The organism is Pseudomonas sp. H3(2019) (assembly GCF_007713465.1).
GTDB lineage: Bacteria > Pseudomonadota > Gammaproteobacteria > Pseudomonadales > Pseudomonadaceae > Aquipseudomonas.
The window spans coordinates 20,006-42,094 of record NZ_VMSG01000003.1 but is presented as its reverse complement, the minus strand read 5'-3'; the positions used below and the strand labels follow the sequence as shown (position 1 = coordinate 42,094).

20 protein-coding genes are annotated in these 22,089 nt (G+C 59.1%); 12 read left to right on the top strand and 8 right to left on the bottom strand.

Annotated elements, in window-relative coordinates:
- Positions 1–21: 21 nt before the first annotated feature.
- From odhB to FPT12_RS04285, 7 genes are all read left to right on the top strand, one after another.
- Complete coding sequence (gene odhB / locus FPT12_RS04315; protein WP_123585364.1) at positions 22–1,239, top strand: 2-oxoglutarate dehydrogenase complex dihydrolipoyllysine-residue succinyltransferase; 1,218 nt, start codon at positions 22–24, stop codon at positions 1,237–1,239.
- Positions 1,240–1,350: 111 nt separating this feature from the next.
- Positions 1,351–2,787: a dihydrolipoyl dehydrogenase gene (gene lpdA, locus FPT12_RS04310; RefSeq protein ID WP_145014807.1), complete on the top strand. Its 1,437-nt coding sequence runs from the start codon at positions 1,351–1,353 to the stop codon at positions 2,785–2,787.
- Between the two features lie 196 nt (positions 2,788–2,983).
- Positions 2,984–4,150, top strand: coding sequence for an ADP-forming succinate--CoA ligase subunit beta (sucC, locus tag FPT12_RS04305; RefSeq protein WP_007919879.1), 1,167 nt, complete (start codon positions 2,984–2,986; stop codon positions 4,148–4,150).
- Positions 4,150–5,031 (top strand): succinate--CoA ligase subunit alpha, encoded by an 882-nt coding sequence (gene sucD, locus FPT12_RS04300; protein WP_019692317.1) that lies wholly within the window; start codon positions 4,150–4,152, stop codon positions 5,029–5,031. Before sucC ends, sucD begins: the two co-directional genes overlap by 1 nt.
- A 417-nt stretch (positions 5,032–5,448) precedes the next feature.
- On the top strand, positions 5,449–6,762 hold the full coding sequence (brnQ, locus tag FPT12_RS04295; protein WP_145014806.1) for a branched-chain amino acid transport system II carrier protein: 1,314 nt from the start codon (positions 5,449–5,451) through the stop codon (positions 6,760–6,762).
- Between the two features lie 254 nt (positions 6,763–7,016).
- Positions 7,017–7,754, top strand: coding sequence for a DUF599 domain-containing protein (locus tag FPT12_RS04290; RefSeq protein WP_145014805.1), 738 nt, complete (start codon positions 7,017–7,019; stop codon positions 7,752–7,754).
- Complete coding sequence (locus FPT12_RS04285; RefSeq protein ID WP_145014804.1) at positions 7,754–8,155, top strand: MAPEG family protein; 402 nt, start codon at positions 7,754–7,756, stop codon at positions 8,153–8,155. Before FPT12_RS04290 ends, FPT12_RS04285 begins: the two co-directional genes overlap by 1 nt.
- A 67-nt stretch (positions 8,156–8,222) precedes the next feature.
- On the opposite strand, the gene FPT12_RS04280 is transcribed toward FPT12_RS04285, so the two are convergent.
- Complete coding sequence (locus FPT12_RS04280) at positions 8,223–8,462, bottom strand: hypothetical protein (RefSeq protein ID WP_145015001.1); 240 nt, start codon at positions 8,460–8,462, stop codon at positions 8,223–8,225.
- A gap of 160 nt (positions 8,463–8,622) precedes the next feature.
- Between FPT12_RS04280 and FPT12_RS04275 the strand changes: the two genes are divergently transcribed.
- The 4 genes from FPT12_RS04275 to FPT12_RS04260 all read left to right on the top strand — a co-directional run bounded on the left by FPT12_RS04275 (position 8,623) and on the right by FPT12_RS04260 (position 12,337).
- Entirely contained in the window at positions 8,623–9,099 is a 477-nt protein-coding gene (locus tag FPT12_RS04275; protein ID WP_145014803.1) for a PaaI family thioesterase, read from the top strand.
- Positions 9,096–9,548: a PaaI family thioesterase gene (locus tag FPT12_RS04270; protein WP_145014802.1), complete on the top strand. Its 453-nt coding sequence runs from the start codon at positions 9,096–9,098 to the stop codon at positions 9,546–9,548. The genes FPT12_RS04275 and FPT12_RS04270 overlap by 4 nt, the downstream gene beginning before the upstream one ends.
- Positions 9,549–9,637: 89 nt before the next feature.
- On the top strand, positions 9,638–11,542 hold the full coding sequence (htpG, locus tag FPT12_RS04265) for a molecular chaperone HtpG (RefSeq protein ID WP_145014801.1): 1,905 nt from the start codon (positions 9,638–9,640) through the stop codon (positions 11,540–11,542).
- Positions 11,543–11,608: 66 nt separating this feature from the next.
- Positions 11,609–12,337, top strand: coding sequence for a dienelactone hydrolase family protein (locus tag FPT12_RS04260; protein ID WP_145014800.1), 729 nt, complete (start codon positions 11,609–11,611; stop codon positions 12,335–12,337).
- Between the two features lie 58 nt (positions 12,338–12,395).
- On the opposite strand, the gene FPT12_RS04255 is transcribed toward FPT12_RS04260, so the two are convergent.
- From FPT12_RS04255 to FPT12_RS04225, 7 genes are all read right to left on the bottom strand, one after another.
- Positions 12,396–13,283, bottom strand: coding sequence for a pirin family protein (locus FPT12_RS04255; RefSeq protein ID WP_145014799.1), 888 nt, complete (start codon positions 13,281–13,283; stop codon positions 12,396–12,398).
- Between the two features lie 62 nt (positions 13,284–13,345).
- Positions 13,346–13,762 carry an OsmC family protein gene (locus tag FPT12_RS04250; protein ID WP_145014798.1) on the bottom strand — a complete coding sequence of 139 codons (417 nt, stop codon included), beginning with the start codon at positions 13,760–13,762 and terminating at the stop codon, positions 13,346–13,348.
- Positions 13,763–13,921: 159 nt separating this feature from the next.
- Positions 13,922–15,142 carry a beta-ketoacyl-ACP synthase I gene (gene fabB, locus FPT12_RS04245; RefSeq protein WP_145014797.1) on the bottom strand — a complete coding sequence of 407 codons (1,221 nt, stop codon included), beginning with the start codon at positions 15,140–15,142 and terminating at the stop codon, positions 13,922–13,924.
- 11 nt (positions 15,143–15,153) lie between these two features.
- A complete protein-coding gene (gene fabA, locus FPT12_RS04240; RefSeq protein ID WP_010211704.1) occupies positions 15,154–15,669 on the bottom strand; it encodes a 3-hydroxyacyl-[acyl-carrier-protein] dehydratase FabA in 516 nt (171 codons plus the stop codon).
- A gap of 246 nt (positions 15,670–15,915) precedes the next feature.
- Positions 15,916–17,814 (bottom strand): ATP-binding protein, encoded by a 1,899-nt coding sequence (locus FPT12_RS04235; RefSeq protein WP_145014796.1) that lies wholly within the window; start codon positions 17,812–17,814, stop codon positions 15,916–15,918.
- Positions 17,811–18,740, bottom strand: coding sequence for an ABC transporter substrate-binding protein (locus tag FPT12_RS04230; RefSeq protein ID WP_145014795.1), 930 nt, complete (start codon positions 18,738–18,740; stop codon positions 17,811–17,813). The genes FPT12_RS04235 and FPT12_RS04230 overlap by 4 nt, the downstream gene beginning before the upstream one ends.
- A 1-nt stretch (position 18,741) precedes the next feature.
- Positions 18,742–20,865 (bottom strand): TonB-dependent siderophore receptor, encoded by a 2,124-nt coding sequence (locus tag FPT12_RS04225; protein WP_145014794.1) that lies wholly within the window; start codon positions 20,863–20,865, stop codon positions 18,742–18,744.
- Positions 20,866–21,061: 196 nt separating this feature from the next.
- Here FPT12_RS04225 and FPT12_RS04220 point away from each other — a divergent pair, with 196 nt between their 5' ends.
- Complete coding sequence (locus FPT12_RS04220; RefSeq protein WP_145014793.1) at positions 21,062–22,087, top strand: NAD(P)H-dependent glycerol-3-phosphate dehydrogenase; 1,026 nt, start codon at positions 21,062–21,064, stop codon at positions 22,085–22,087.
- Positions 22,088–22,089: the final 2 nt, after the last annotated feature.

The window sequence follows — 22,089 nt, the reverse complement described above, 5'->3', positions numbered from 1 at the left end:
GAATTTAAGGAACCACAGACAATGGCTATCGAGATCAAAGCCCCCACTTTCCCGGAATCGGTTGCCGATGGCACCGTTGCCACCTGGCACAAAAAACCGGGCGACGCGGTCAAGCGCGACGAACTGATCGTCGACATCGAAACCGATAAAGTCGTACTGGAAGTGTTGGCTACCGCTGATGGCGTACTGGGCGCTATCGTCAAGAACGAAGGCGACACCGTTCTGTCCGACGAAGTCCTGGGCTCCATCGGGGAGGGCGGTGCTGTAGCCGCCGCTCCGGCTGCCGCTGCTGCACCTGCACAGGCTGCTGCTTCGGCCGCTGTTGGCGAAGATGATCCTGTTGCTGCACCGGCTGCTCGCAAGCTGGCTGAAGAAAACGGCATCAACATCGCTTCCGTTGCCGGTACTGGCAAAGGCGGTCGTGTGACCAAGGAAGACGTGGTTGCAGCAGTTGCTGCCAAGAAAGCCGCTCCGGCTGCCGCGCCTGCCAAGGCTGCTGCCCCGGCTGCCGCTGCTCCTGTGTTCGCCGCTGGCGACCGCACCGAGAAGCGCGTACCGATGACCCGCGTGCGTGCCACCGTGGCCAAGCGCCTGGTTGAAGCCCAGTCGAACATGGCGATGCTGACTACTTTCAACGAAGTCGACATGACTGAAGTCATGGCCCTGCGTTCGAAGTACAAGGACCTGTTCGAGAAGTCCCACAATGGCGTGCGCCTGGGCTTCATGTCGTTCTTCGTGAAAGCGGCTACCGAAGCGCTGAAACGCTTCCCGGCTGTCAACGCTTCCATCGACGGCGGCGACATCGTGTACCACGGCTACGCTGACGTCGGCGTTGCCGTATCCAGCGACCGTGGCCTGGTGGTGCCGGTTCTGCGTAACGCCGAACTGATGAGCCTGGCTGAAATCGAAGGCGGCATTGCCAACTTCGGCAAGAAGGCTCGCGACGGCAAGCTGACCATCGACGAAATGACCGGTGGTACGTTCACTATCACCAACGGTGGTACATTCGGCTCGATGATGTCGACCCCGATCGTCAACCCGCCGCAAGCGGCTATCCTGGGCATGCACAACATTTTGCAGCGCCCGATGGCGATCAACGGTCAGGTTGTTATCCGTCCGATGATGTACCTGGCTCTGTCCTACGATCACCGTTTGATCGACGGCAAAGAAGCTGTGACCTTCCTGGTTACCATCAAGAACCTGCTGGAAGACCCGGCTCGTCTGCTGCTGGATATCTGATTTCGTTGCACGGGCCGCTCAGCGATGAGCGGCCCATCTGTAATGACCAGCTTCGTCCCACGACGGTCCCCTGAACGGGATCGTCCGGTTTGATTCGAGAAGGAATGACACATGACTCAGAAATTCGACGTGGTAGTGATTGGCGCCGGCCCTGGCGGCTACGTAGCTGCCATTAAAGCGGCGCAACTTGGCCTTTCGACTGCCTGCATCGAGAAATACACCGACAAGGAGGGCAAGCTGGCCCTCGGCGGTACTTGCCTGAACGTCGGCTGCATTCCGTCCAAGGCGCTGCTGGACAGCTCCTGGAAGTTTCACGAAGCTCAAGACGGCTTCGCGATCCACGGTATCAACCACGCTGGCGTGACCATGGACGTGCCAGCAATGGTCGGCCGCAAGGCCAACATCGTCAAAGGCCTGACCTCTGGCGTTGCCACCCTGTTCAAAGCCAATGGCGTGACCTCCCTGCAAGGCCACGGCAAACTGCTGGCCGGCAAGAAAGTCGAACTGACCAAGCCTGACGGCAGCGTCGAAATCATCGAAGCCGAGAACGTGATCCTGGCTCCAGGTTCGCGTCCGATCGACATTCCACCGGCTCCGGTTGACCAGAACGTGATCGTCGATTCGACCGGCGCTCTGGAATTCCAGTCCGTACCCAAGCGTCTGGGCGTAATCGGCGCTGGCGTGATTGGTCTGGAGTTGGGTTCGGTCTGGTCCCGTCTGGGCGCAGAAGTTACCGTTCTTGAAGCGCTGGACACCTTCCTGATGGCGGCTGACACTGCTGTTTCCAAGGAAGCGCTGAAAACCCTGACCAAACAGGGTCTGGACATCAAGCTGGGCGCTCGCGTTACCGGTTCCAAAGTGAACGGCAACGAAGTCGTTGTGAACTACACCGATGCCAACGGCGAACAGAACATCACTTTTGACAAGCTGATCGTAGCCGTTGGTCGCCGTCCAGTGACCACTGATCTGCTGTCCGCCGATTGCGGCGTGACCCTCGACGAGCGCGGTTTCGTGCACGTTGACGATCACTGCGCCACCACCGTACCGGGCGTTTACGCCATCGGTGACGTGGTTCGCGGCATGATGCTGGCACACAAGGCCTCGGAAGAGGGCATCATGGTTGTCGAGCGCATCAAGGGCCACAAAGCCCAGATGAACTATGACCTGATCCCTTCGGTTATTTATACTCACCCGGAAATTGCATGGGTTGGTAAAACCGAGCAGGCCTTGAAAGCTGAAGGCGTTGAAGTTAACGTCGGCACTTTCCCGTTCGCAGCCTCTGGCCGTGCCATGGCAGCCAACGATACCGGTGGTTTCGTCAAAGTTATCGCCGACGCCAAGACTGACCGCGTATTGGGCGTCCACGTGATTGGCCCGAGCGCAGCAGAACTGGTCCAGCAGGGCGCAATCGGCATGGAATTCGGCACTAGCGCCGAAGACCTGGGCATGATGGTTTTCTCCCATCCGACCCTGTCCGAAGCCTTGCACGAAGCAGCTTTGGCAGTGAATGGCGGTGCCATTCACATCGCCAACCGCAAGAAGCGTTAAGACAATAAGAAACCACGGCGGAATGGCCCGTCGTGAGCCTTGCCTGCAAGACTCACCGCGGAATATCCGCTGGACGCAGTCTTGCGTAGCTGTACCGGGTATCCGGAAAGGCTACGCAAGCAGCAGTCACAGGTGGTGCGGCACTTGAATGAGTGCAGCACCGAATGCGCAGTACCTAACGAAGACGGTAATAAGCATGAATCTTCACGAGTATCAGGGTAAGCAGCTGTTCGCTGAGTACGGCCTGCCAGTATCGACCGGTTACGCGGTAGACACCCCGGAAGCAGCAGCAGAAGCTTGCGACAAAATCGGCGGCAGCGAGTGGGTTGTCAAAGCCCAGGTTCACGCCGGTGGTCGCGGTAAAGCGGGCGGCGTCAAGCTGGTTCGCAGCAAAGAAGACGCTAAAGCATTCGCTCAACAGTGGTTGGGCAAGCGTCTGGTGACTTACCAGACTGATGCCAATGGTCAGCCAGTCACCAAAATCCTGGTTGAATCGTGCACTGATATCGCTAAAGAGCTGTACCTGGGCGCTGTCGTTGACCGTTCGAGCCGTCGCATCGTGTTCATGGCTTCCACCGAAGGTGGCGTGGACATCGAGAAAATCGCTCACGACACCCCTGAGAAAATCCTCAAGGCCACTATCGATCCACTGGTTGGCGCTCAGCCATTCCAGGGTCGCGAGCTGGCATTCCAGCTGGGTCTGGAAGGCAAGCAAGTTGCTCAGTTCGCCAAGATCTTCGTAGGTCTGGCCAAGCTGTTCAAGGATCACGACCTGGCGCTGCTGGAAGTGAACCCGCTGGTGATCAAGGCTGACGGCGATCTGCACTGCCTGGACGCGAAGATCAACATCGACGCCAACGCCATGTACCGTCAGCCTAAGCTGAAGACTTTCCACGATCCGTCGCAAGACGATCCGCGCGAAGCGCACGCTGCCAAGTTCGAACTGAACTACGTAGCGCTGGAAGGCAACATCGGTTGCATGGTCAACGGTGCTGGCCTGGCCATGGGTACCATGGACATCGTCAACCTGCATGGCGGCAAACCAGCCAACTTCCTCGACGTGGGCGGCGGTGCTACCAAAGAACGCGTTACCGAAGCGTTCAAGATCATCCTGTCCGACACTAACGTCGCTGCAGTATTGGTCAACATCTTCGGCGGCATCGTTCGCTGCGACATGATTGCCGAAGGCATCATCGGCGCTGTGAAAGAAGTCGGCGTGAAAATCCCGGTTGTTGTTCGCCTTGAAGGCAACAACGCTGAGCTGGGCGCTAAAGTACTGGCAGAAAGCGGTTTGAACATCATCGCTGCTACCAGCCTGACCGACGCTGCTCAACAAGTCGTTAAAGCTGCGGAGGGCAAATAATGAGCGTCCTGATCAATAAAGACACCAAAGTTATCTGCCAGGGTATTACCGGTTCGCAAGGTAGTTTCCACACCCAGCAAGCCATCGAATACGGCACCAAGATGGTTGGCGGCGTAACTCCAGGCAAAGGCGGCACCGAGCACCTGGGTCTGCCCGTGTTCAACACTGTGAAAGACGCTGTAGCAGCCACTGGCGCCACCGCCAGCGTGATCTACGTTCCAGCCCCTTTCTGCAAGGACTCGATCCTGGAAGCAGCATTCGGCGGCATCAAGCTGATCGTTTGCATCACTGAAGGCATTCCTACCCTGGACATGCTGGATGCCAAGGTCAAGTGCGACGAACTGGGCGTGATCCTGATCGGCCCTAACTGCCCAGGCGTGATCACTCCAGGCGAATGCAAGATCGGTATCATGCCAGGTCACATTCACTTGCCAGGCAAGGTCGGTATCGTTTCGCGTTCCGGCACCCTGACCTACGAAGCTGTGAAGCAGACTACTGACGCCGGTTTCGGTCAGTCGACTTGCGTCGGCATCGGTGGTGACCCGATCCCGGGTTCGAACTTCATCGACATCCTGAAACTGTTCCAGGAAGACCCGAAGACCGAAGCGATCGTAATGATCGGTGAGATCGGCGGTTCGGCTGAAGAAGAAGCGGCTGCCTACATCAAGGCACACGTGACCAAGCCGGTTGTTTCCTACATCGCTGGTGTGACTGCTCCTGCGGGCAAGCGCATGGGCCATGCTGGCGCAATCATCTCTGGCGGCAAAGGCACTGCAGACGAGAAATTCGCTGCTCTGCAAGACGCAGGCGTTAAAACCGTGCGTTCTCTGGCAGACATCGGCAAGGCCCTGGCCGAGCTGACTGGCTGGGCTGTCAAGTAAGCCTCGCGCTTAGCTGACGCTCCACCAAACAAAGGCCACCTTCGGGTGGCCTTTGTCGTTTCCGGGGTGATCGTTCCCACGCTCCGCGTGGGAATGCATCCCGTGACGCTCCGCGTCACACCAAGAGCAGACGCAGAGCGTCCATGGCGGCATTCCCACGCAGAGCATGGGAACGATCTGTTCGGGCGGGAAATTTAGATATGGAAACACGACATGAGAATGTCGTGTATCGGATAGTTCGCCCTGTAATAGTGCGTTTGTCAGACAAATTAGTTACGCTAGCCGCCATTTTGCGTTTGCTGCCCACAAGGACGCTGCGCGCTAAACGGGTCAGTCCTATACGGACCGACAGCATTTCCCTCACCCATAAGGGAAATCCCTCTCTAAATTCCGATTCAGTAGTGTGGTATTTCCTTAATGAAAGTGTTGAAAGGCCAGGACATCCTGGCACTCGGCTTCATGACGTTTGCCCTGTTCGTCGGGGCTGGCAACATCATCTTCCCGCCTATCGTCGGTTTGCAGTCCGGGCCTAATGTCTGGATGGCGGCACTCGGCTTTCTGATCACCGCCGTCGGTCTGCCGGTGATCACCGTTGTCGCGCTGGCCAAAGTCGGTGGCGCCATGGACACCTTGAGCAGCCCGATCGGCAAAATCGCCGGTGGCGTGCTGGCGGCTGCGTGCTACCTCGCGGTGGGCCCGCTGTTCGCCACCCCGCGGACCGCGACCGTGTCCTTCGAAGTGGGCCTGGCGCCGCTGACCGGCGAAAGCCCGCTGGCGCTGCTGCTCTACAGCTCGGTTTACTTCCTGTTGGTGTTCTTCATCTCGCTGTACCCGGGCCGTCTGCTGGACACCGTGGGCCGCTTCCTCGCGCCACTGAAGATCATCGCGCTGGCCGTACTCGGTATTGCCGCGTTCGCCTTGCCGGCGGGCGACATTGGTACTGCAACGCCTGAGTACGTCGCGGCACCGTTCTCCCAAGGGTTCATCAATGGCTACCTGACCATGGATACCCTCGGCGCACTGGTGTTCGGTATCGTGATCGTTAACGCCATTCGTTCTCGCGGCGTCGAGTCTCCAGCCCTGATCACGCGTTACGCGATCATCGCCGGGCTGATTGCCGGCGTTGGTCTGGCGCTGGTGTACGTGAGCCTGTTCCGCCTGGGTTCGGGCAGCCATGAAGTGGCCGTCGGCGCTACCAATGGCGCAGCGGTATTGCACGCGTATGTGCAACACACCTTCGGTTCCCTGGGCAGCGGCTTCCTCGCGGTGCTGATTTCCCTGGCCTGCCTGGTGACGGCAGTCGGTCTGACCTGTGCGTGTGCCGAATACTTCAGTCGCTTGCTGCCACTGTCCTACAAGACACTGGTGATCATCCTGGCGGCGTTCTCGCTGCTGGTGTCCAACCTGGGCCTGACCAAGCTGATCGCGTTCTCGATCCCGGTACTGACCGCGATTTACCCGCCTTGCATCGTCTTGGTGGCGCTGAGCTTCTGCAAGGATTTCTGGCTGGAGCAAGGTCGCATCGTTGGCCCGGTGATGCTGGTGTCGTTCCTGTTCGGCATGATCGACGCGCTCAAGGGCGCGGGTCTGGCGGACTGGATGCCGACTCAATTGGCACACTTGCCGCTGGCCGAACAAGGTCTGGCGTGGCTGGTGCCGTGCGTCTTTACCCTGGTGGTTGCATTTGCCTGCGACCGTTTGCTGGGCAAGCGCAGCGAAGCTTTGGCTTAACGCTTCAAGGTCCGTCACAAACAGGCCTTGAGCAACAACAGAAATGCCCCGTATCTATCGATACGGGGCATTTTTTATGGGCGAGCGGCGGTGTCTTTTTCTTTGCGCTAACGTCGAAGCACTACCTGTAGGAGCAAAGCTTGCCCGCGATGGCAGTGTGTCAGTCGACAACATCCGTCGGATGTTATGCCCTCATCGCGGGCAAGCCTTGCTCCTACAGGTTTCAACCTTGTCAACGCCTAACAGGGATACGCATGTCGTTCATCCACACCAACCTGATCCACATTCTTGCCGCGCTCTGGTTTGTTATCTGCTGGGGGGGTTATACCCGTTACGCTATCTGGAAGGGCCGCGACACCGCGTGCCTGGCCAGTGTGCTGCATCTTTACCGCGAAGACTGGATGCGCCGCATGCTGCTGCGCGACAACCGTATCGCTGACGCCAGTGTGGTGGGCAACCTGGAGCGTAATGCCTCGTTCTTCGCCTCGAGCACCTTGATCATCCTTGCCGGTATTCTCACGGTGCTGGGCTCCTCCGAGCGGGCGCTGTCGTTGCTGGCGGACATTCCGATGGTTCAACAGGCTTCCCAGGGCATGTCGGAGATCAAGCTGCTGTGCCTGGCGCTGGTGTTCGTCTACGCCTTCTTCACCTTCAGTTGGTGCATGCGTCAATACAACTTCGCGGCGATCCTGATTGGTTCGGCGCCGATGATCGGTGAGCGCCACGTGTCCGAGCAGGAGCGCAAGGCTTTCGCTTCGCGCGCTGCGCGGGTGATCTCGATGGCGGCCAACCAGTTCAACTTCGGCCTGCGTTCTTATTACTTCGGCATGACCATGCTCGCCTGGTTCGTCAGCCCGTGGCTGTTCATGCTGATGAGCGCGGGGGTGGTGCTGGTGTTGTATCGCCGGGAGTTTCACTCCGACGTGCTCGACGTAATGGTCTATACCCCTACAGAGGCGCCATTGCCTGAGGTGATCAAAGAGGTGGCCTGATGAGTGTCCCGTTCTGGTGCGTGTTTATCAGTGCCTTGCTGATTTTCATCGCCCGCATACCGGTGGCCAAGGCCATGAAAGAGCAGGGTGGTTACAACAATCACCTGCCGCGCGCGCAACAAGTACAGCTCACAGGCTTCGGCGCTCGCGCACTGGCCGCGCATCAGAACAGTTTCGAGGCCTTCCTGTTGTTTGCGGTCGGGGTGTTGATGGCGCACACCACGCAAACGGCGGGGTGGCTGGTTGATGGGTTGGCAATCATCTTTGTGATTGCCCGAGTGATCTACTTGCTGTGCTACTGGGCAGACCTGGCCTGGCAACGAAGCCTGGTGTGGTTTGTCGGCTTAGTCTGTTCGTTGCTGCTGATGATTAGTCCGACCTTTCGCACGGTGTTGCTCTAACATTTTAGTGACGAACACAATAAAGCCCGCACTTGGCGGGCTTTATTTTTGCTGCGCTAAAACCGGATTAGTTGGTTTTAGGCGCGGCTTCTTCAGTGGCTGCTTTGCTCGTATCGACCTGAGCTTTGGCAGCATCGGCGGCTTCTTTCGCAGCGTCGTTCACTTTATCCTGAGATTCACTCATTTTTTGCTGGGCTTGTGCAGCCGGTTGGGTGGCTTCTTGAGCTTTGTCCTCGGGTTTTTTACCGCAGGCAGCGATGCCGAGGGAAGCGGTCAACATCAAGGCAATAGCTAAAGTCTTACGCATGGGGTGTTTCTCCTGGTGGAAAGTATCTACTTGCCCTTTCGAACGCAGTACCACAGGTTAAGTTCCATGTTTCCTACAGATATATAAGATTTATCTTGGAGGGAACTTTTTCTTAGTCCCTATGCTGCTATGCAACACCACTAAAAAGAGCTTTTATCGAATGATCGACACCCCTATTTACGAGCGTGCGATACGGTTTTTATCGGCGCTGAGGCATTGCCAGGTGCTCGGGTTGCGTGTGCACAGCGCAAGTAATGACGGGCTGACAATCACGTTGCCGTACAGCCCGCAGATCGTCGGTAATCCGCAAACCGGTGTGATTCATGGCGGTGCCATTACCTCGCTGATGGACACCGCGTGCGGCATGGCCACGCTCTGCGTTTTGCCGGAGTTCGAGGTTTGCCCGACCCTGGATCTGCGTATCGACTACATGCATCCGGCCGAGCCGCATAAAGAGGTGCATGGTTTTGCCCAGTGCTATCGGGTGACGACTGATGTGATCTTCACACGTGGATTTGCTTACCAGGAGGATCCGCAAAAGCCGATCGCCCATGTCGTCGGGACCTTCATGCGCATGGGCAAAGGTGTCAAAGGCACCAAAGGTTTTGGTGGTGTCATCAGTGGGGGGACGAAATGACTGATAATTTCAAAGAGCAACTGCAGCAGGCTCACGAGCGTGGGGATTACGCCTCGCTGCTGCATCTGATCCCCTACGCCAAGCTGATTGGCGTCGAGTGCTCGCGTCTGGGCGATGAGCTGCTTTTTCGTTTGCCGGCGAACAAGGACAATATTGGCAACCCTTTGCTGCCGGCGATTCATGGCGGGGTGATTGCAGGCTTTATGGAACTGGCGGCAGCCCTGCATTTGCTGATCTTCACCGGTTCCCCGGGCGTGCCGAAGATTATCGACTTCTCCCTCGACTACCTGCGCGCCGGGCAGTTTCGTGACACCTATGCCAAATGCCAGGTGTGCCGTCAGGGACGACGGGTCGCCAACGTCGCGATAACCGCGTGGCAGAGCACTCAAGCCGAGCCGATTGCCACGGCGCGTGCGCATTTCAAAATTGAAGAAACGCCAAGCCCTTGAAATCCTCGGCATAGCCCCCAACTCTGATGACATCCCGCCGTTACCCCTTCAGGGTGCGGCCACTGCCATCCAATCGGAGTTTGATGACCATGAGCGTGGAAACTCAAAAGGAAACCCTGGGCTTCCAGACCGAGGTGAAGCAACTGCTGCACCTGATGATCCATTCGCTGTATTCCAACAAGGAAATTTTCCTTCGCGAACTGATCTCCAACGCCTCTGACGCTGTCGACAAATTACGTTTCGAAGCTCTTTCCAAGCCTGAATTGCTGGAAGGTGGCGCCGAACTGAAAATCCGTGTGAGCTTCGACAAGGACGCGAAAACCGTCACCCTCGAAGACAACGGTATCGGCATGAGCCGTGACGATGTCGTGACCCACCTGGGCACCATCGCCAAATCCGGCACTGCCGATTTCATGAAACACCTGTCCGGCGATCAGAAGAAAGACTCGCACCTGATCGGTCAGTTCGGCGTAGGTTTCTACTCCGCGTTCATCGTTGCCGATAAAGTCGACGTGTTCAGCCGCCGTGCCGGCCTCGCTGCCAGCGAAGGCGTGCACTGGTCGTCCAAAGGCGAGGGCGAATTCGACGTCGCCACCATCGACAAGGAAGACCGCGGTACGCGCATCGTCCTGCACCTGAAGTCCGCTGAAGACGAGTTCGCCGATGGCTGGCGTCTGCGCAACATCATCAAGAAGTACTCCGATCACATCGCTTTGCCGATCGAGCTGCCGAAAGAAGTGACAGCCGCCGAAGACGAAGAGAAACCAGCCGTTGAATGGGAAACCGTCAACCGCGCCAGCGCTCTATGGACTCGTCCGCGTACCGAAGTCAAGGACGAGGAATACCAGGAGTTCTACAAACACATCGCTCACGATTTCGAGAACCCGCTGAGCTGGAGCCACAACAAGGTCGAAGGCAAGCTGGAGTACAACTCGCTGCTTTACGTGCCGGCCCGTGCTCCGTTCGACCTGTATCAGCGTGAAGCACCGCGCGGTCTGAAACTGTACGTGCAGCGTGTGTTCGTCATGGACCAGGCTGAGTCGTTCCTGCCGCTGTACCTGCGCTTCATCAAAGGCGTGGTCGATTCCAACGACCTGTCGCTGAATGTCTCGCGTGAAATCCTGCAGAAAGACCCGATCATCGACTCGATGAAGTCGGCGTTGACCAAGCGCGTTCTGGATATGCTGGAAAAACTGGCGAAGAACGAGCCTGAGCAATACAAGGGCTTCTGGAAAAACTTCGGTCAGGTCATGAAAGAAGGCCCGGCTGAAGATTTCGCCAACAAAGAGAAAATCGCTGGTCTGCTGCGTTTCGCCTCCACCCAGGGTGAAGAGGGCGAGCAAGTGGTCTCGCTGGCCGAATACCTGGCTCGCGCCAAAGAAGGTCAGGACAAGATCTACTACCTGACCGGCGAAACCTACGCGCAGGTCAAGAACAGCCCGCACCTGGAAGTCTTCCACAAGAAAGGCATCGAAGTGCTGCTGCTGACCGACCGTATCGACGAGTGGCTGATGAGCTATCTCAGCGATTTCGACGGCAAGAGCTTTGTCGACGTGGCACGCGGTGACCTGGACCTGGGCAACCTGGACTCGGAAGAGGACAAGAAAGCCGCAGAAGAAGTCGCCAAGAGCAAGGAAGGCCTGGTTGAGCGGATCAAGACTGCTCTGGGTGAAACCGTCAGCGAAGTACGGGTTTCCCACCGTCTGACCGATTCCCCGGCGATTCTGGCCATCGGTGAGCAGGACCTTGGCCTGCAAATGCGTCAGATCCTCGAAGCCAGCGGTCAGAAGGTTCCGGATTCCAAGCCGATCTTCGAATTCAACCCGGCTCACCCGCTGATCGAAAAACTCGACGGTGAGCAGAGCGAAGAGCGTTTTGGCGACTTGTCGCACATCCTCTTCGATCAGGCGGCCCTGGCTGCCGGCGACAGCTTGAAAGACCCGGCCGCCTATGTGCGCCGTCTGAACAAGCTGTTGGTTGAACTGTCGGTTTAACCGCGTAAAAGAAAAACCCGCTTCGGCGGGTTTTTTCATTCTGGCGTTTCTTTACGGGAGTGAGTCATGAGTCAAGTTACTGTGCGTTCCGTGGTCTATCAGATTGATGGTCAGTCTTACGAAGGTCGTCTGGCGTTCGACGCCGGCCACACAGGCCCGCGTCCGGGCTTGCTGATGGCGCCGAACTGGATGGGTGTCAGCGCCGGGGCCGAGAAGATTGCCCAGGAGGTCGCCGCCAAAGGTTATGTGGTGTTGATTGCCGACCTGTATGGGCAGGCGATTCGTCCACAGAATGGCGACGAGGCGGGCGCGGCGATGATGCCGCTGAAGAATGATCGTGCGTTGTTGCGCACGCGTATGCAGGCGGCATTCGCTGCCTTGCAGAGCCAGGGCGAGGCTGCAGTCGATACCTCGAAGCTGGCGACGTTCGGTTTCTGCTTCGGCGGTTGCTGCGCTCTGGAACTGGCCCGTACCGGTGCGCCACTGAAGGCCGCGGTGTCGTTCCATGGCACGTTGGACACACCGAATCCCGCCGATGCGAAAAATATCAAAGGCTCGGTGCTGGTGCTGCACGGTGCATCCGATCCATTGGTTGCAAAAGAGCAGCTGCCGGCCTTCGAAGCTGAAATGAATGCTGCGGGCGTGGATTGGCAATTGCTCAGCTACGGCGGCGCGGTGCATTCCTTTACCGATCCGCACGCCAATGTGCCGGGCATGATGATGTACGACGCCAAGACCGCCAAGCGGGCCTTTGTGTCAATGCACAACTTGCTGGATGAAGTGTTCAACGGCTAACGCCCCAGTGATCGTTCCCACGCTCCGGCGTGGGAATGCATGCCGTGGGAACGATCAGTTACAGAGGTGTCGGTGCAGCTGGTTTTGTTGGGAGTTCGATCCGCTCACTCTCGCCCGGCACAGTCGGCCAGTCCCTGGCCGCCCAGCGCCGGCGGGCCTCATCGATCACCGCTGGATCGCTGGCAACGAAGTTCCAGTTGATCCGTCGCGGTCCGTCCATGGGCGCGCCGCCAAACAGCATGGCGTGGCAATCGCTTTCGGCGAACAGGTCCATTTCTTCCCCGGCAGGCAGCACCACCAGCGAGTGCGGTTCAATCGGCTCGCCATTGAGTTGGGCATCACCGTCCAGCACATAAAGGGCACGTTCTTCATGCTCGACGGGGATCAGCAAGGTCGTCGCCGTTTTCAGCTCAAGCTCTGCGTACAACGTAGGGGAAAGCACCGGCACCGGTGACTCCAGGCAAAAGCCTTTGCCGGCAATCATCCTGATCTTCACCCCGAGGTTATCGCTGACCGGCAGGCTGGCGGCCGGGTGATGGCTGTAATGGCCGGGGCCTTGTTCGTGCGCTTTGGGGGAGGCCAGCCAGATTTGCAGGCCATGCATCTTGAAATCGGTATCCCACAGCGCTTTCGGTGTGCGCTCCACGTGTGCAATCGCACTGCCTGCGGTCATCCAGCTGACGTCGCCCGGTTTCACGATCTGGTCAGAGCCCAGGCTGTCCTTGTGCTGGAGCTCGCCTGCGAACAGGTAGGTGAGGGTGGACAGACCGATGTGCGGATGCTGGCGGATGTTCATGCCCTTGCCAGCCGGGTAGCGGGTTTCAAGCATGTGATCGAAAAACACGAAAGGCCCGACACTGCGGCATTGGGCCGACGGTAGCGGGCGCAGGATCGGTTGGCCTTCGACATCTTCGGTGCGTGGGCGGATCACGAGCGGACTGATCATGGTGCATTCCAGGCTGTACGAGTGATGCCGCTGAGCATAACCCGCACAGCCTGTGTTTGCCGCTATTGGCTGAAAGCGCCTTCAGACAGGTGAGTCTCGATGGTCACTTCGCTGGTGGTCATCAGCTTGTGCACCGGGCAGCGGTCGGCCACGCGATGCAGCTCTTCACGCTGGGCGTCGGTGAGTACGCCTTTAAGGGTCAGTTTGACGTGCAGGGCGTATTTGCCTTTCTGCTCCTGGCTGTTGTCGCGTTTGACCTCGACCGTGACGCCGGTCAGCGGGATTTCCTTCTTCTGTGCGTAGAGCTTGAGGGTCAGTGCCTTGCAGGCGCCCAGCGCTGCGTCGAAGTAATCGTGGGGCTCTGGTGCGGAACCTTCGCCGCCGGAGGTTTTGGGCACATCGGCGAAGAGTTGATGGTCGTCGATCTGGATGCTGTGACGAAAACCTTCGCTGGATTCGGTATTGACGGTAATGGTCATGACAAACCTCATGGGCAGTAAGAAAGAGTGTGCGTCAGAAATAGACCTTGCAGTTATAGAGCATCTGGCGATGCAGGCGTTCCACTGGTTTATCGATCACCCAAAAAAAACGCCCCGAACCAGTCGGGGCGTTTTCATGTGCAGCGAAGCAGCGGGGCGTTATTTGCCCTGCCAGCGCTTCAGGACCAGAGTGGCGTTGGTGCCGCCGAAGCCGAAGCTGTTGCTCATCACGGTGTTGATGGTGGCGTCTTCGCGAGTCTTGGTCAGGATTGGCATATCAGCCACTTCCGGATCCAGTTCTTCGATGTTGGCAGAACCTGCCATGAAGTTGCCTTCCATCATCAGCATGCAGTAGATCGCTTCGTGAACGCCGGCGGCGCCCAGGGAGTGACCCGACAGGCTCTTGGTGGAGCTGATGGCCGGAGCCTTGTCACCGAAGACTTCACGCACGCCTTTCATTTCCGCGACGTCGCCGACCGGAGTCGAAGTGCCGTGGGTGTTCAGGTAGTCGATCGGTGTGTCGACGGTGGACATGGCCATCTGCATGCAGCGGATGGCGCCTTCGCCGCTTGGAGCGACCATGTCGTAGCCGTCGGAGGTCGCGCCGTAGCCGACGATTTCCGCGTAGATCTTCGCGCCACGGGCCAGAGCGTGTTCCAGCTCTTCGACCACGACCATGCCGCCACCGCCGGCGATGACAAAACCGTCACGCTTGGCGTCGTAGGCACGGGAAGCTTTTTCCGGTGTCTCGTTGTACTGGCTGGACAGTGCGCCCATGGCGTCGAACAGGAACGATTGGCTCCAATGTTCTTCTTCACCGCCGCCGGCGAACACGATGTCCTGCTTGCCCATCTGGATCTGTTCCATGGCAGTACCGATGCAGTGAGCACTGGTGGCGCAGGCAGAAGCGATGGAGTAGTTCAGGCCCTTGATCTTGAATGGTGTGGCCAGGCAAGCGGAAACCGTGCTGCTCATGGTCCGCGTAACGCGGTATGGGCCGACGCGCTTGACGCCTTTTTCGCGCAGGATGTCCAGCGCTTCCATCTGGTTCAGGGTCGATGCGCCACCGGAACCGGCGATCAGGCCGGTGCGCGGGTTGGAAACCTGCTCTTCGGTCAGGCCGGAGTCAGTGATGGCGTCTTTCATGGCCAGGTAGGCGTAAGCCGCCGCGTGGCCGACGAAGCGATAGATCTTGCGATCGATCAACTCTTCGAGTGGCAGGTCAATGGAGCCGGAAACCTGGCTACGCAGACCCATTTCGGCATATTCCGGGTTGAACCGGATGCCAGGGCGGCTTGCACGCAGGTTAGCGGAGACGGTCTCTTTGTCATTGCCCAGGCACGAAACGATGCCCAGACCAGTGATAACGACGCGGCGCATGCGGATAACCCTTAGAAGTTGTCAGTGGATGTGAATACGCCGACCCGAAGGCCTTCGGCGGTGTAGATCTCGCGGCCGTCGACGCTGACCGAACCATCGGCGATGGCCAGGTTCAGCTTGCCCTTCAGGACGCGTTTGATCTGGATGTTATAAGTAACTTTTTTGGCGGTCGGCAGAACCTGGCCAAAGAATTTCACTTCGCCCGATCCCAGGGCGCGGCCGCGGCCCGGCAGGCCTTGCCAACCGAGGAAGAAACCGACCAGCTGCCACATGGCGTCGAGGCCCAGGCAGCCTGGCATCACCGGGTCACCTTCGAAGTGGCAGGCGAAGAACCACAGGTCCGGAGTGATATCCAGCTCGGCGACCAATTCACCTTTGCCGTACTTGCCACCTTCTTCGCTGATATGAGTGATGCGATCCACCATCAGCATGTTCGGGGCGGGCAGTTGCGCGTTACCAGGGCCGAACAGCTCACCGCGACTGCAGCGCAGCAGGTCTTCCCGGGTAAAGGCGTTTTGTTTGGTCATGCGAGCTCCTCAATAATCCCATGCGGCAGGTGGGGCAAATCTTCCCGGCCGATCGAAGCATTCATGCTTCGAATTGGCAGCCTACTCATAGACTATTGCGTTGTGGTGAAAGTCACAGCACAAGGGACATGAATGTACACTTGTGCACTGAAATTATTTTTCAAGCCCGATTCCGAGCTGTCAAGGTGCCTAAGACTGCCGCACTTTCGCCTTTCACGCCAGTCGCAGATGGTCGACCGCTCTCCACTACCGTAGCCAACGTTGCAGAATTTGCTGCAGATCAATGCGTTTGAAAGGTTTGGCCAGATAATCGTTCATCCCCGCCGACAGGCAGGTCTCGCGGTCACCCTGCAACGCGTTGGCGGTCAGGGCGATGATGGGCAGGTCGGTGCAGCCGGGCAGTTGACGGATCTGCCGGGTGGCTTCGTAACCATCTATGACAGGCAGCCGGCAATCCATCAAAATCGCCTCGAAAATCAGACTCTCGGCACTGCGTACCGCCTGCGCCCCGTCGGTGGCGACGCTGACAGTAAAGCCCAGACTGCGCAGCATTGCTTCGATGACGGTCCGATTCACCGGATTGTCCTCCACCAACAGCACATTGCGCCCCTCGCCGTGGTCGCCGCCGAGAGGTGTGCGTGACGTCAGGGCCGGTAGTGTCTGCCTGGACAGCGCCAGCGGAATTTCCAGGGTGAATACCGAGCCTCGGCCTTCCTCGCTCCGAGCACGCAGTGTGCCGCCCATCCGCTCGGCCAGCGTGCGCGCAATTGGCAGACCCAGGCCGGTGCCGCCGTAGCGCCGGGAGATCGAGCTGTCGGCTTGCTGGAAGGCGTTGAACATCAGCTCCAGGCTTTCGGCCGAAATGCCAATCCCGCTATCGCGCACGGTGCAGGTGAACCACAGTAGTTCGTGGTCCAGCGATTGCCATTGCGGCTCAATCGTTACCCGGCCTTTCTCGGTGAACTTCAAGGCATTGCCGATCAGGTTGACCAGGATCTGCCGGATCCGGGTCGGGTCACCCTGTACCTGCAAGGCCTGCATGTCGTCCGGAATCTGCAGCTCCAGGCTCAGGCCGCGTTGCACCGCGCTGTGCTGGAAAGCCTGGGCGCAGCTGTTGATCAGCTCGGCGAGGTTGAACGGGATGTGCTCCAGCTCCAGGGCCGAGCGTTCGATGCGCGAGAAGTCGAGAATGTCGTTGATGACCTTGAGCAAGTGCTCGGTAGACTCCGACGCCAGCGCGGCGTACTCGATCTGCTCCTCGGTCATGTCGGTGGTTTCAAGCAATTGCAGCATGCCCAGCACGCCATTCATCGGCGTGCGCAATTCATGGCTCATCATCGCCAGGAAGTCGGACTTGGCGCTGTTGGCCTTTTCCGCTTCTTCGCGGGTCTGGATCAGTTGTGCCATGGCCTGATGCTGCTCGCGGCTGGCGAGCTCAAGGCCATCGGCGAGGTTGTTGATGTGGCGCGACAGGTCGCCCAGTTCGGCATCGTCGACGATCGGCAGCGGTGTTTTGTAGTCGCCTTGCTGAATCGCCTTGACCGCATTGCCCATGGCGCTGATGGGCTCCGACAGGCTGGCGGCCAGGCGCCGGGCCAGCAGGAAGGTAAAGAGCAGGGCGAACAGTGCGAGGATCGCGGCCTTGAGCAGGATCTCCTGTTGCCGCTGGCTGAAGGCGTCGTTGGACATGCCGACGACGACGCGCCCCAGATAGTCTTCGGAAGGGCCGATGGCCGGTGGTGGCCCCTGCAGGAAATCGTCGTTGAGCTTGATCCGTTGCAAGCGCACCGGTGCCTGAAACACTTCGACCTGTTGCGAGCGTTGGCGGTTTTCCGAGGGCTGCTCGACGTGCACCAACACCTTGTTGGCGTTGTCCTGCACCTCCAGGAAACGCACATGCGGCGTTGTCAGCGAGGCTTTCATCAGGCTTTCGAGCACCTCATTGTTGCCGGAGATCACTCCGTATTCGGTGGCCGGGGCCAGTTGATTGGCGATCAGTTGGCCGGTGTGATTGAGCTCCTGGCGTAAATCCTGAATTCGCACGACGGTAAAGAAACTGATCAGCAGCAACGTCAGCAGCAGCGCCGGGCCGAGGCTGATGATCTGGGTGCGGGTATTGATGCCCCACTGGCGGCGCAGGTTCATGGGCGGTTTTCTCCTTCGGCCAACTGTGTTGCAACAGCCGTGGGGTCAATCTGTTCGATGCCTAAGGAACGAGCGACTTGCGGGTTACTTAATACCTTGAAGCGCTGCGGATAGAGGGTGCGCGGCCAACTGGCCGGTGGACGGTCAAGCAAGTTATCGAGAATGGCCAGCCAATCGCCCTGATCGCTGTAGGTGCTGGCCAGGCTGCCGGCCTTGACGAACCCCGCGTTGGGGCCGATCAACGCAAGCTGTCGGGCATAGCTGCTGAGCAGCAGATTCTTGGCGGTTTTGGGGTTGTACACGTCAGGGTCGTCGAGTCCCAGCAGTACGTCACTGTTCTTCAGCAGCGCCTGCAAAGGCCGGCTGTCATTGGTGTTGTCCCAGCGTTCGGCGACGATCTCCAGCCCTAGCCGGTGAGCGGCGTGGTGCAGTTCCTTGAGCAGAAATTCGCTGTTCATCCCGTACAGCACGCCAATCTGTCGGACTTGCGGCAACAGGGCCTGGATCAGGCGAAGCTGGCGGCTTAGCGGTGGATCACTCCACAGCAGGCTCAGGTGCAGGGGCAGGGCATTACCCAAGCGCTGATTGGCTTGCAGGCGGCTGATGCGCAGCACCAACGTTGCCGGCCCCTCGCTGTCTTGCAGGCGCCAGTCGAGGCTCGGCAGGTCAAGCAGGATCAGTCGGGTCGCGTCGGGCAGCCGGGACGGCGCGGGGAGGTCGGCAAGGCGTGCGAAGCGCACCGTGTCTTCAGGGCGCTGCTCGGCCAGGGCGCGGGTAAAGGCCTGCACGCCGGGGCTGTCTTCGGCGCCGGTCAGCAACACGTCGGCAGCGCGCACGGGCAGACTGCCCAGGCAGACAAGCAACAGTCCCCAAACCCAAGGCCGGCGGCTTCGGGGGGCGCGGGTACGTGTCTGGATGAGGCCCATGTCAGAACTCTAACTCGGCGCTGAAGTAGAGCACATGGCGCGAGTCATAGTTGTTGTCGACGAAGGTGGTCGGCTGGTTGTCGAGGCGTTGTTGCAGGATGCCGGCCAGTTCGAGGTTGGCCTTGCCCAGCGCGATGCGTTTGGCGATGCGTGTGTCGACACGTTCGAAGCGGTAGCCATTCAGTGCGTCGTCGCCATAGTAGAAGAGTGCGCTGTTCCAGCCATTGCCCCAGTCGTGCAGCCAACCGGCGGAACCACTGTTGCGTGCGCTGAATTGTTCGTCCAGGGGGTTACTGGCCGTGGCATCGACATAGGCGTAGGTCAGGCGCAGCCGGTCGGCGGCGCTGACTCGCCAGTCAAGCTGGGTTTCAGTGCCGCTGAAGCGCGAGGCATTGCTGTTGCTGGCAATGTACTGGTTGTTGCGCAGCGGCTCGCTGATCATGTCAGTGATTTCGTCGTAGAACAGTTTCACGTCGACGTTCAACCCGACGTCGGCGAAGAAGCCGTTATACCCCAGTTCGCGCGAGCGCATGTGCTCTTGAGCGAGATTGCCGGGACCTCGGGTCTTGACGACGTAACGGGCACTGGACTGACCGTAGGCACCGGGGCTGAGATTGGTCACCTGATAGCTCCAGTTGACGTTGTTCTCGAACATGTCGGGTGAGCGAATGGCTTCCGAATACACCGCACGCAGGCCGTGGCGCGGGTTGATCAGGTAGTTGATTGCCACGCGCGGGGTGAGCGAGTCGCCGACCAATTCGGTTTTTTCGTACATCGCACCGCCTTGCAACAGCCAGTGCTCGCTGGCACGCCACTCCAGTTGGCCGAACAATCGCCAGATAGAATCGTCGATAGTGCCATTGAAGTACGTTTCGGAGTCGGCCCGGTCGTATCGATAGTTCATGCCGCTGACCAGTCGCAGGCTGTCGGAGAGACTCAGGGTGTCCTGCAGTTCAAGGTCGTAGCGCGACTCGCGGGCGCTCTGGTCGATGTCACCGCAGACGGTGCGTTTGGCGCCACCTTTCCATTGATCGAGCACCTGGTTGGCCAGTGCCTGCTCGGCCGGCGTGCCCTGCGGTGCACCGGTGCCGGTATAGCTTTCCATGTGCCGCGCCAGGCGCTCGGCGTAGTTGGGGTTGAGCTGCCAGAGTTGGGAGAGTTGCGGGCTGAACGACACTTCGGCGTCGCAGGCGCGCCAGACCTGCTGACGATCCCAGTACTGCGCCGAACCCTGGACGTAGAGGCTGTGATCCGGGTTGATCTCCAGGTTCCAGCGCAACGAACCGGCGTAATCCTTGGCGATCACGTCAGAGTTGTCGCCAGCCGAGGTAATCCCGGAAAACACCGGGCGGTAGGTATAAGGTCGTTGGTTGGTACCGTCTTTGGCATTCAGTTGCCAATCGATGCTTTGCTGCTCGTTGAGCGTCTGGCTGACGGCCAGGTTGACACGGTTCAAGCGGCGACTGTCGCGGTAGTCCGCTCCCAGGCGGTTCGAGTCGAAACCGTGGTCTTCCTGGCCGGACAGCGACAGGCGCAGGTCGCCGGTCTCCCAACCGGTGCCCTGGCTGGCGTACCAGTCGTTTATCCCACGTTCACCGCGAGTGACTTTCAGCCGCGTGCCGTGGCTGTTGGCCGGTGCGCGGGTGATGATGTTGACGACCGCCATCAGCGCGTTGGCGCCATAGCTGACAGTGTTCGGGCCACGGAACACCTCGATGCGCTCGATGTCTTCCATGGCTACCGGAATGTCACTCCAGTCCACGGTCGCCAGACCGGCGCGGTACACCGAGCGGCCGTCGATCAACACTTGCATGCGTCGTGCTTCGCTGGCGTTGGTGCCGTGATAGTTCACCGCGGCCTGGTTGCCGCTGACGTTACCGACCATCATCCCCGGCACCAGCCGCAGCAATTCGCTGATGTCGCGGGCGCCGCTGGCCTTGATCAGTTCGCTGTCGATTACCGTCATGCTCCCGGGGACGGCGGCCGGCGACTGTTTGAGTCGGGTGGCGGTCAATACCTGGGGCAGCGCGGTGCTGTCGAGAAACAGGTCATCAGCCAATAACGGGTCGCTGAGCATCAGCGCCAGAACCAGCGAGGAGCGAAGGTGAGGAGGGCCAGCAGACACGGTACAGCCTTGATCGCAGTTGATTGCCGCGCATGTTAACCGAGCTGTTCGAGTTTTCCAGTCACGATGCCGGCATTTTCCCAGGTTTTGCAGGTCTGCTTCCTACAAGTGCCGCTAATTGACAGAGGGGCTGGCCGACGCTGGACCGACCCGTATAATGCGGCTATTGCCACTGGTATGGATTAACGGATTGCATATGACTGAACAGCGCCCGATTGCGGTCCTGGGAGGCGGAAGTTTTGGTACCGCCGTGGCTAATTTGTTGGCCGAGAACGGTCATCAGGTCCGGCAGTGGATGCGCGACCCTGAACAGGCCGAGGCCATTCGGGTCAACCGCGAGAATCCACGCTACCTCAAGGGCATCAAGGTTCACCCTGCGGTGGAGCCGGTCACCGATTTGCTTGCTACCCTCAATGAGTGCGACCTGTGTTTCGTCGCACTGCCTTCCAACGCCCTGCGTTCGGTGCTCGCACCCTATGCCGAGCGCCTGAGCGGCAAGTTGCTGGTGAGCCTGACCAAAGGCATCGAGGCCCAGACCTTCAAGCTGATGAGCGAAATTCTTCAGGAAATCGCCCCACAAGCGCGCATCGGCGTGCTGTCCGGGCCAAACCTGGCCCGTGAAGTGGCCGAACACGCGCTGACCGCCACAGTGGTCGCCAGTGAAGATGAAGAGCTCTGTCAGCGGGTTCAGGCGGCATTGCACGGTCGGACCTTTCGCGTGTACGCCAGTGCCGACCGTTATGGTGTGGAACTGGGCGGGGCACTGAAAAACGTCTACGCGATCATCGCCGGCATGGCGGTGGCGTTGGGCATGGGCGAAAACACCAAGAGCATGCTGATCACCCGGGCATTGGCGGAAATGACCCGCTTTGCGGTGAATCAGGGGGCCAACCCGATGACGTTCCTGGGGCTGGCCGGGGTGGGCGATCTGATCGTTACCTGTTCGTCACCGAAAAGCCGCAACTATCAGGTGGGTTTTGCCCTTGGCCAGGGCATGAGTCTGGAAGAGGCGGTGACCAGCCTTGGTGAAGTCGCCGAAGGCGTCAACACCCTCAAGGTACTCAAGGCCAAGGCCCAGGACGTCGGGGTTTATATGCCGTTGGTCGCCGGTTTGCATGCGATCCTGTTTGAAGGGCGCACGCTTAATCAGGTTATTGAGCTGTTGATGCGCGGCGAGCCGAAAACCGATGTCGATTTCATCTCCACCAGCGGTTTCAACTGAGA

What these genes read in the sequence shown, in the direction of transcription:
- odhB (WP_123585364.1), top strand. Translation starts at nt 22, where the DNA reads ATGGCTATCGAGATCAAAGCCCCCACTTTCCCGGAATCGGTTGCCGAT.
- lpdA (WP_145014807.1), top strand. Translation starts at nt 1,351, where the DNA reads ATGACTCAGAAATTCGACGTGGTAGTGATTGGCGCCGGCCCTGGCGGC.
- sucC (WP_007919879.1), top strand. Translation starts at nt 2,984, where the DNA reads ATGAATCTTCACGAGTATCAGGGTAAGCAGCTGTTCGCTGAGTACGGC.
- sucD (WP_019692317.1), top strand. Translation starts at nt 4,150, where the DNA reads ATGAGCGTCCTGATCAATAAAGACACCAAAGTTATCTGCCAGGGTATT.
- brnQ (WP_145014806.1), top strand. Translation starts at nt 5,449, where the DNA reads ATGAAAGTGTTGAAAGGCCAGGACATCCTGGCACTCGGCTTCATGACG.
- FPT12_RS04290 (WP_145014805.1), top strand. Translation starts at nt 7,017, where the DNA reads ATGTCGTTCATCCACACCAACCTGATCCACATTCTTGCCGCGCTCTGG.
- FPT12_RS04285 (WP_145014804.1), top strand. Translation starts at nt 7,754, where the DNA reads ATGAGTGTCCCGTTCTGGTGCGTGTTTATCAGTGCCTTGCTGATTTTC.
- FPT12_RS04280 (WP_145015001.1), bottom strand. Translation starts at nt 8,462, where the DNA reads ATGCGTAAGACTTTAGCTATTGCCTTGATGTTGACCGCTTCCCTCGGC.
- FPT12_RS04275 (WP_145014803.1), top strand. Translation starts at nt 8,623, where the DNA reads ATGATCGACACCCCTATTTACGAGCGTGCGATACGGTTTTTATCGGCG.
- FPT12_RS04270 (WP_145014802.1), top strand. Translation starts at nt 9,096, where the DNA reads ATGACTGATAATTTCAAAGAGCAACTGCAGCAGGCTCACGAGCGTGGG.
- htpG (WP_145014801.1), top strand. Translation starts at nt 9,638, where the DNA reads ATGAGCGTGGAAACTCAAAAGGAAACCCTGGGCTTCCAGACCGAGGTG.
- FPT12_RS04260 (WP_145014800.1), top strand. Translation starts at nt 11,609, where the DNA reads ATGAGTCAAGTTACTGTGCGTTCCGTGGTCTATCAGATTGATGGTCAG.
- FPT12_RS04255 (WP_145014799.1), bottom strand. Translation starts at nt 13,283, where the DNA reads ATGATCAGTCCGCTCGTGATCCGCCCACGCACCGAAGATGTCGAAGGC.
- FPT12_RS04250 (WP_145014798.1), bottom strand. Translation starts at nt 13,762, where the DNA reads ATGACCATTACCGTCAATACCGAATCCAGCGAAGGTTTTCGTCACAGC.
- fabB (WP_145014797.1), bottom strand. Translation starts at nt 15,142, where the DNA reads ATGCGCCGCGTCGTTATCACTGGTCTGGGCATCGTTTCGTGCCTGGGC.
- fabA (WP_010211704.1), bottom strand. Translation starts at nt 15,669, where the DNA reads ATGACCAAACAAAACGCCTTTACCCGGGAAGACCTGCTGCGCTGCAGT.
- FPT12_RS04235 (WP_145014796.1), bottom strand. Translation starts at nt 17,814, where the DNA reads ATGAACCTGCGCCGCCAGTGGGGCATCAATACCCGCACCCAGATCATC.
- FPT12_RS04230 (WP_145014795.1), bottom strand. Translation starts at nt 18,740, where the DNA reads ATGGGCCTCATCCAGACACGTACCCGCGCCCCCCGAAGCCGCCGGCCT.
- FPT12_RS04220 (WP_145014793.1), top strand. Translation starts at nt 21,062, where the DNA reads ATGACTGAACAGCGCCCGATTGCGGTCCTGGGAGGCGGAAGTTTTGGT.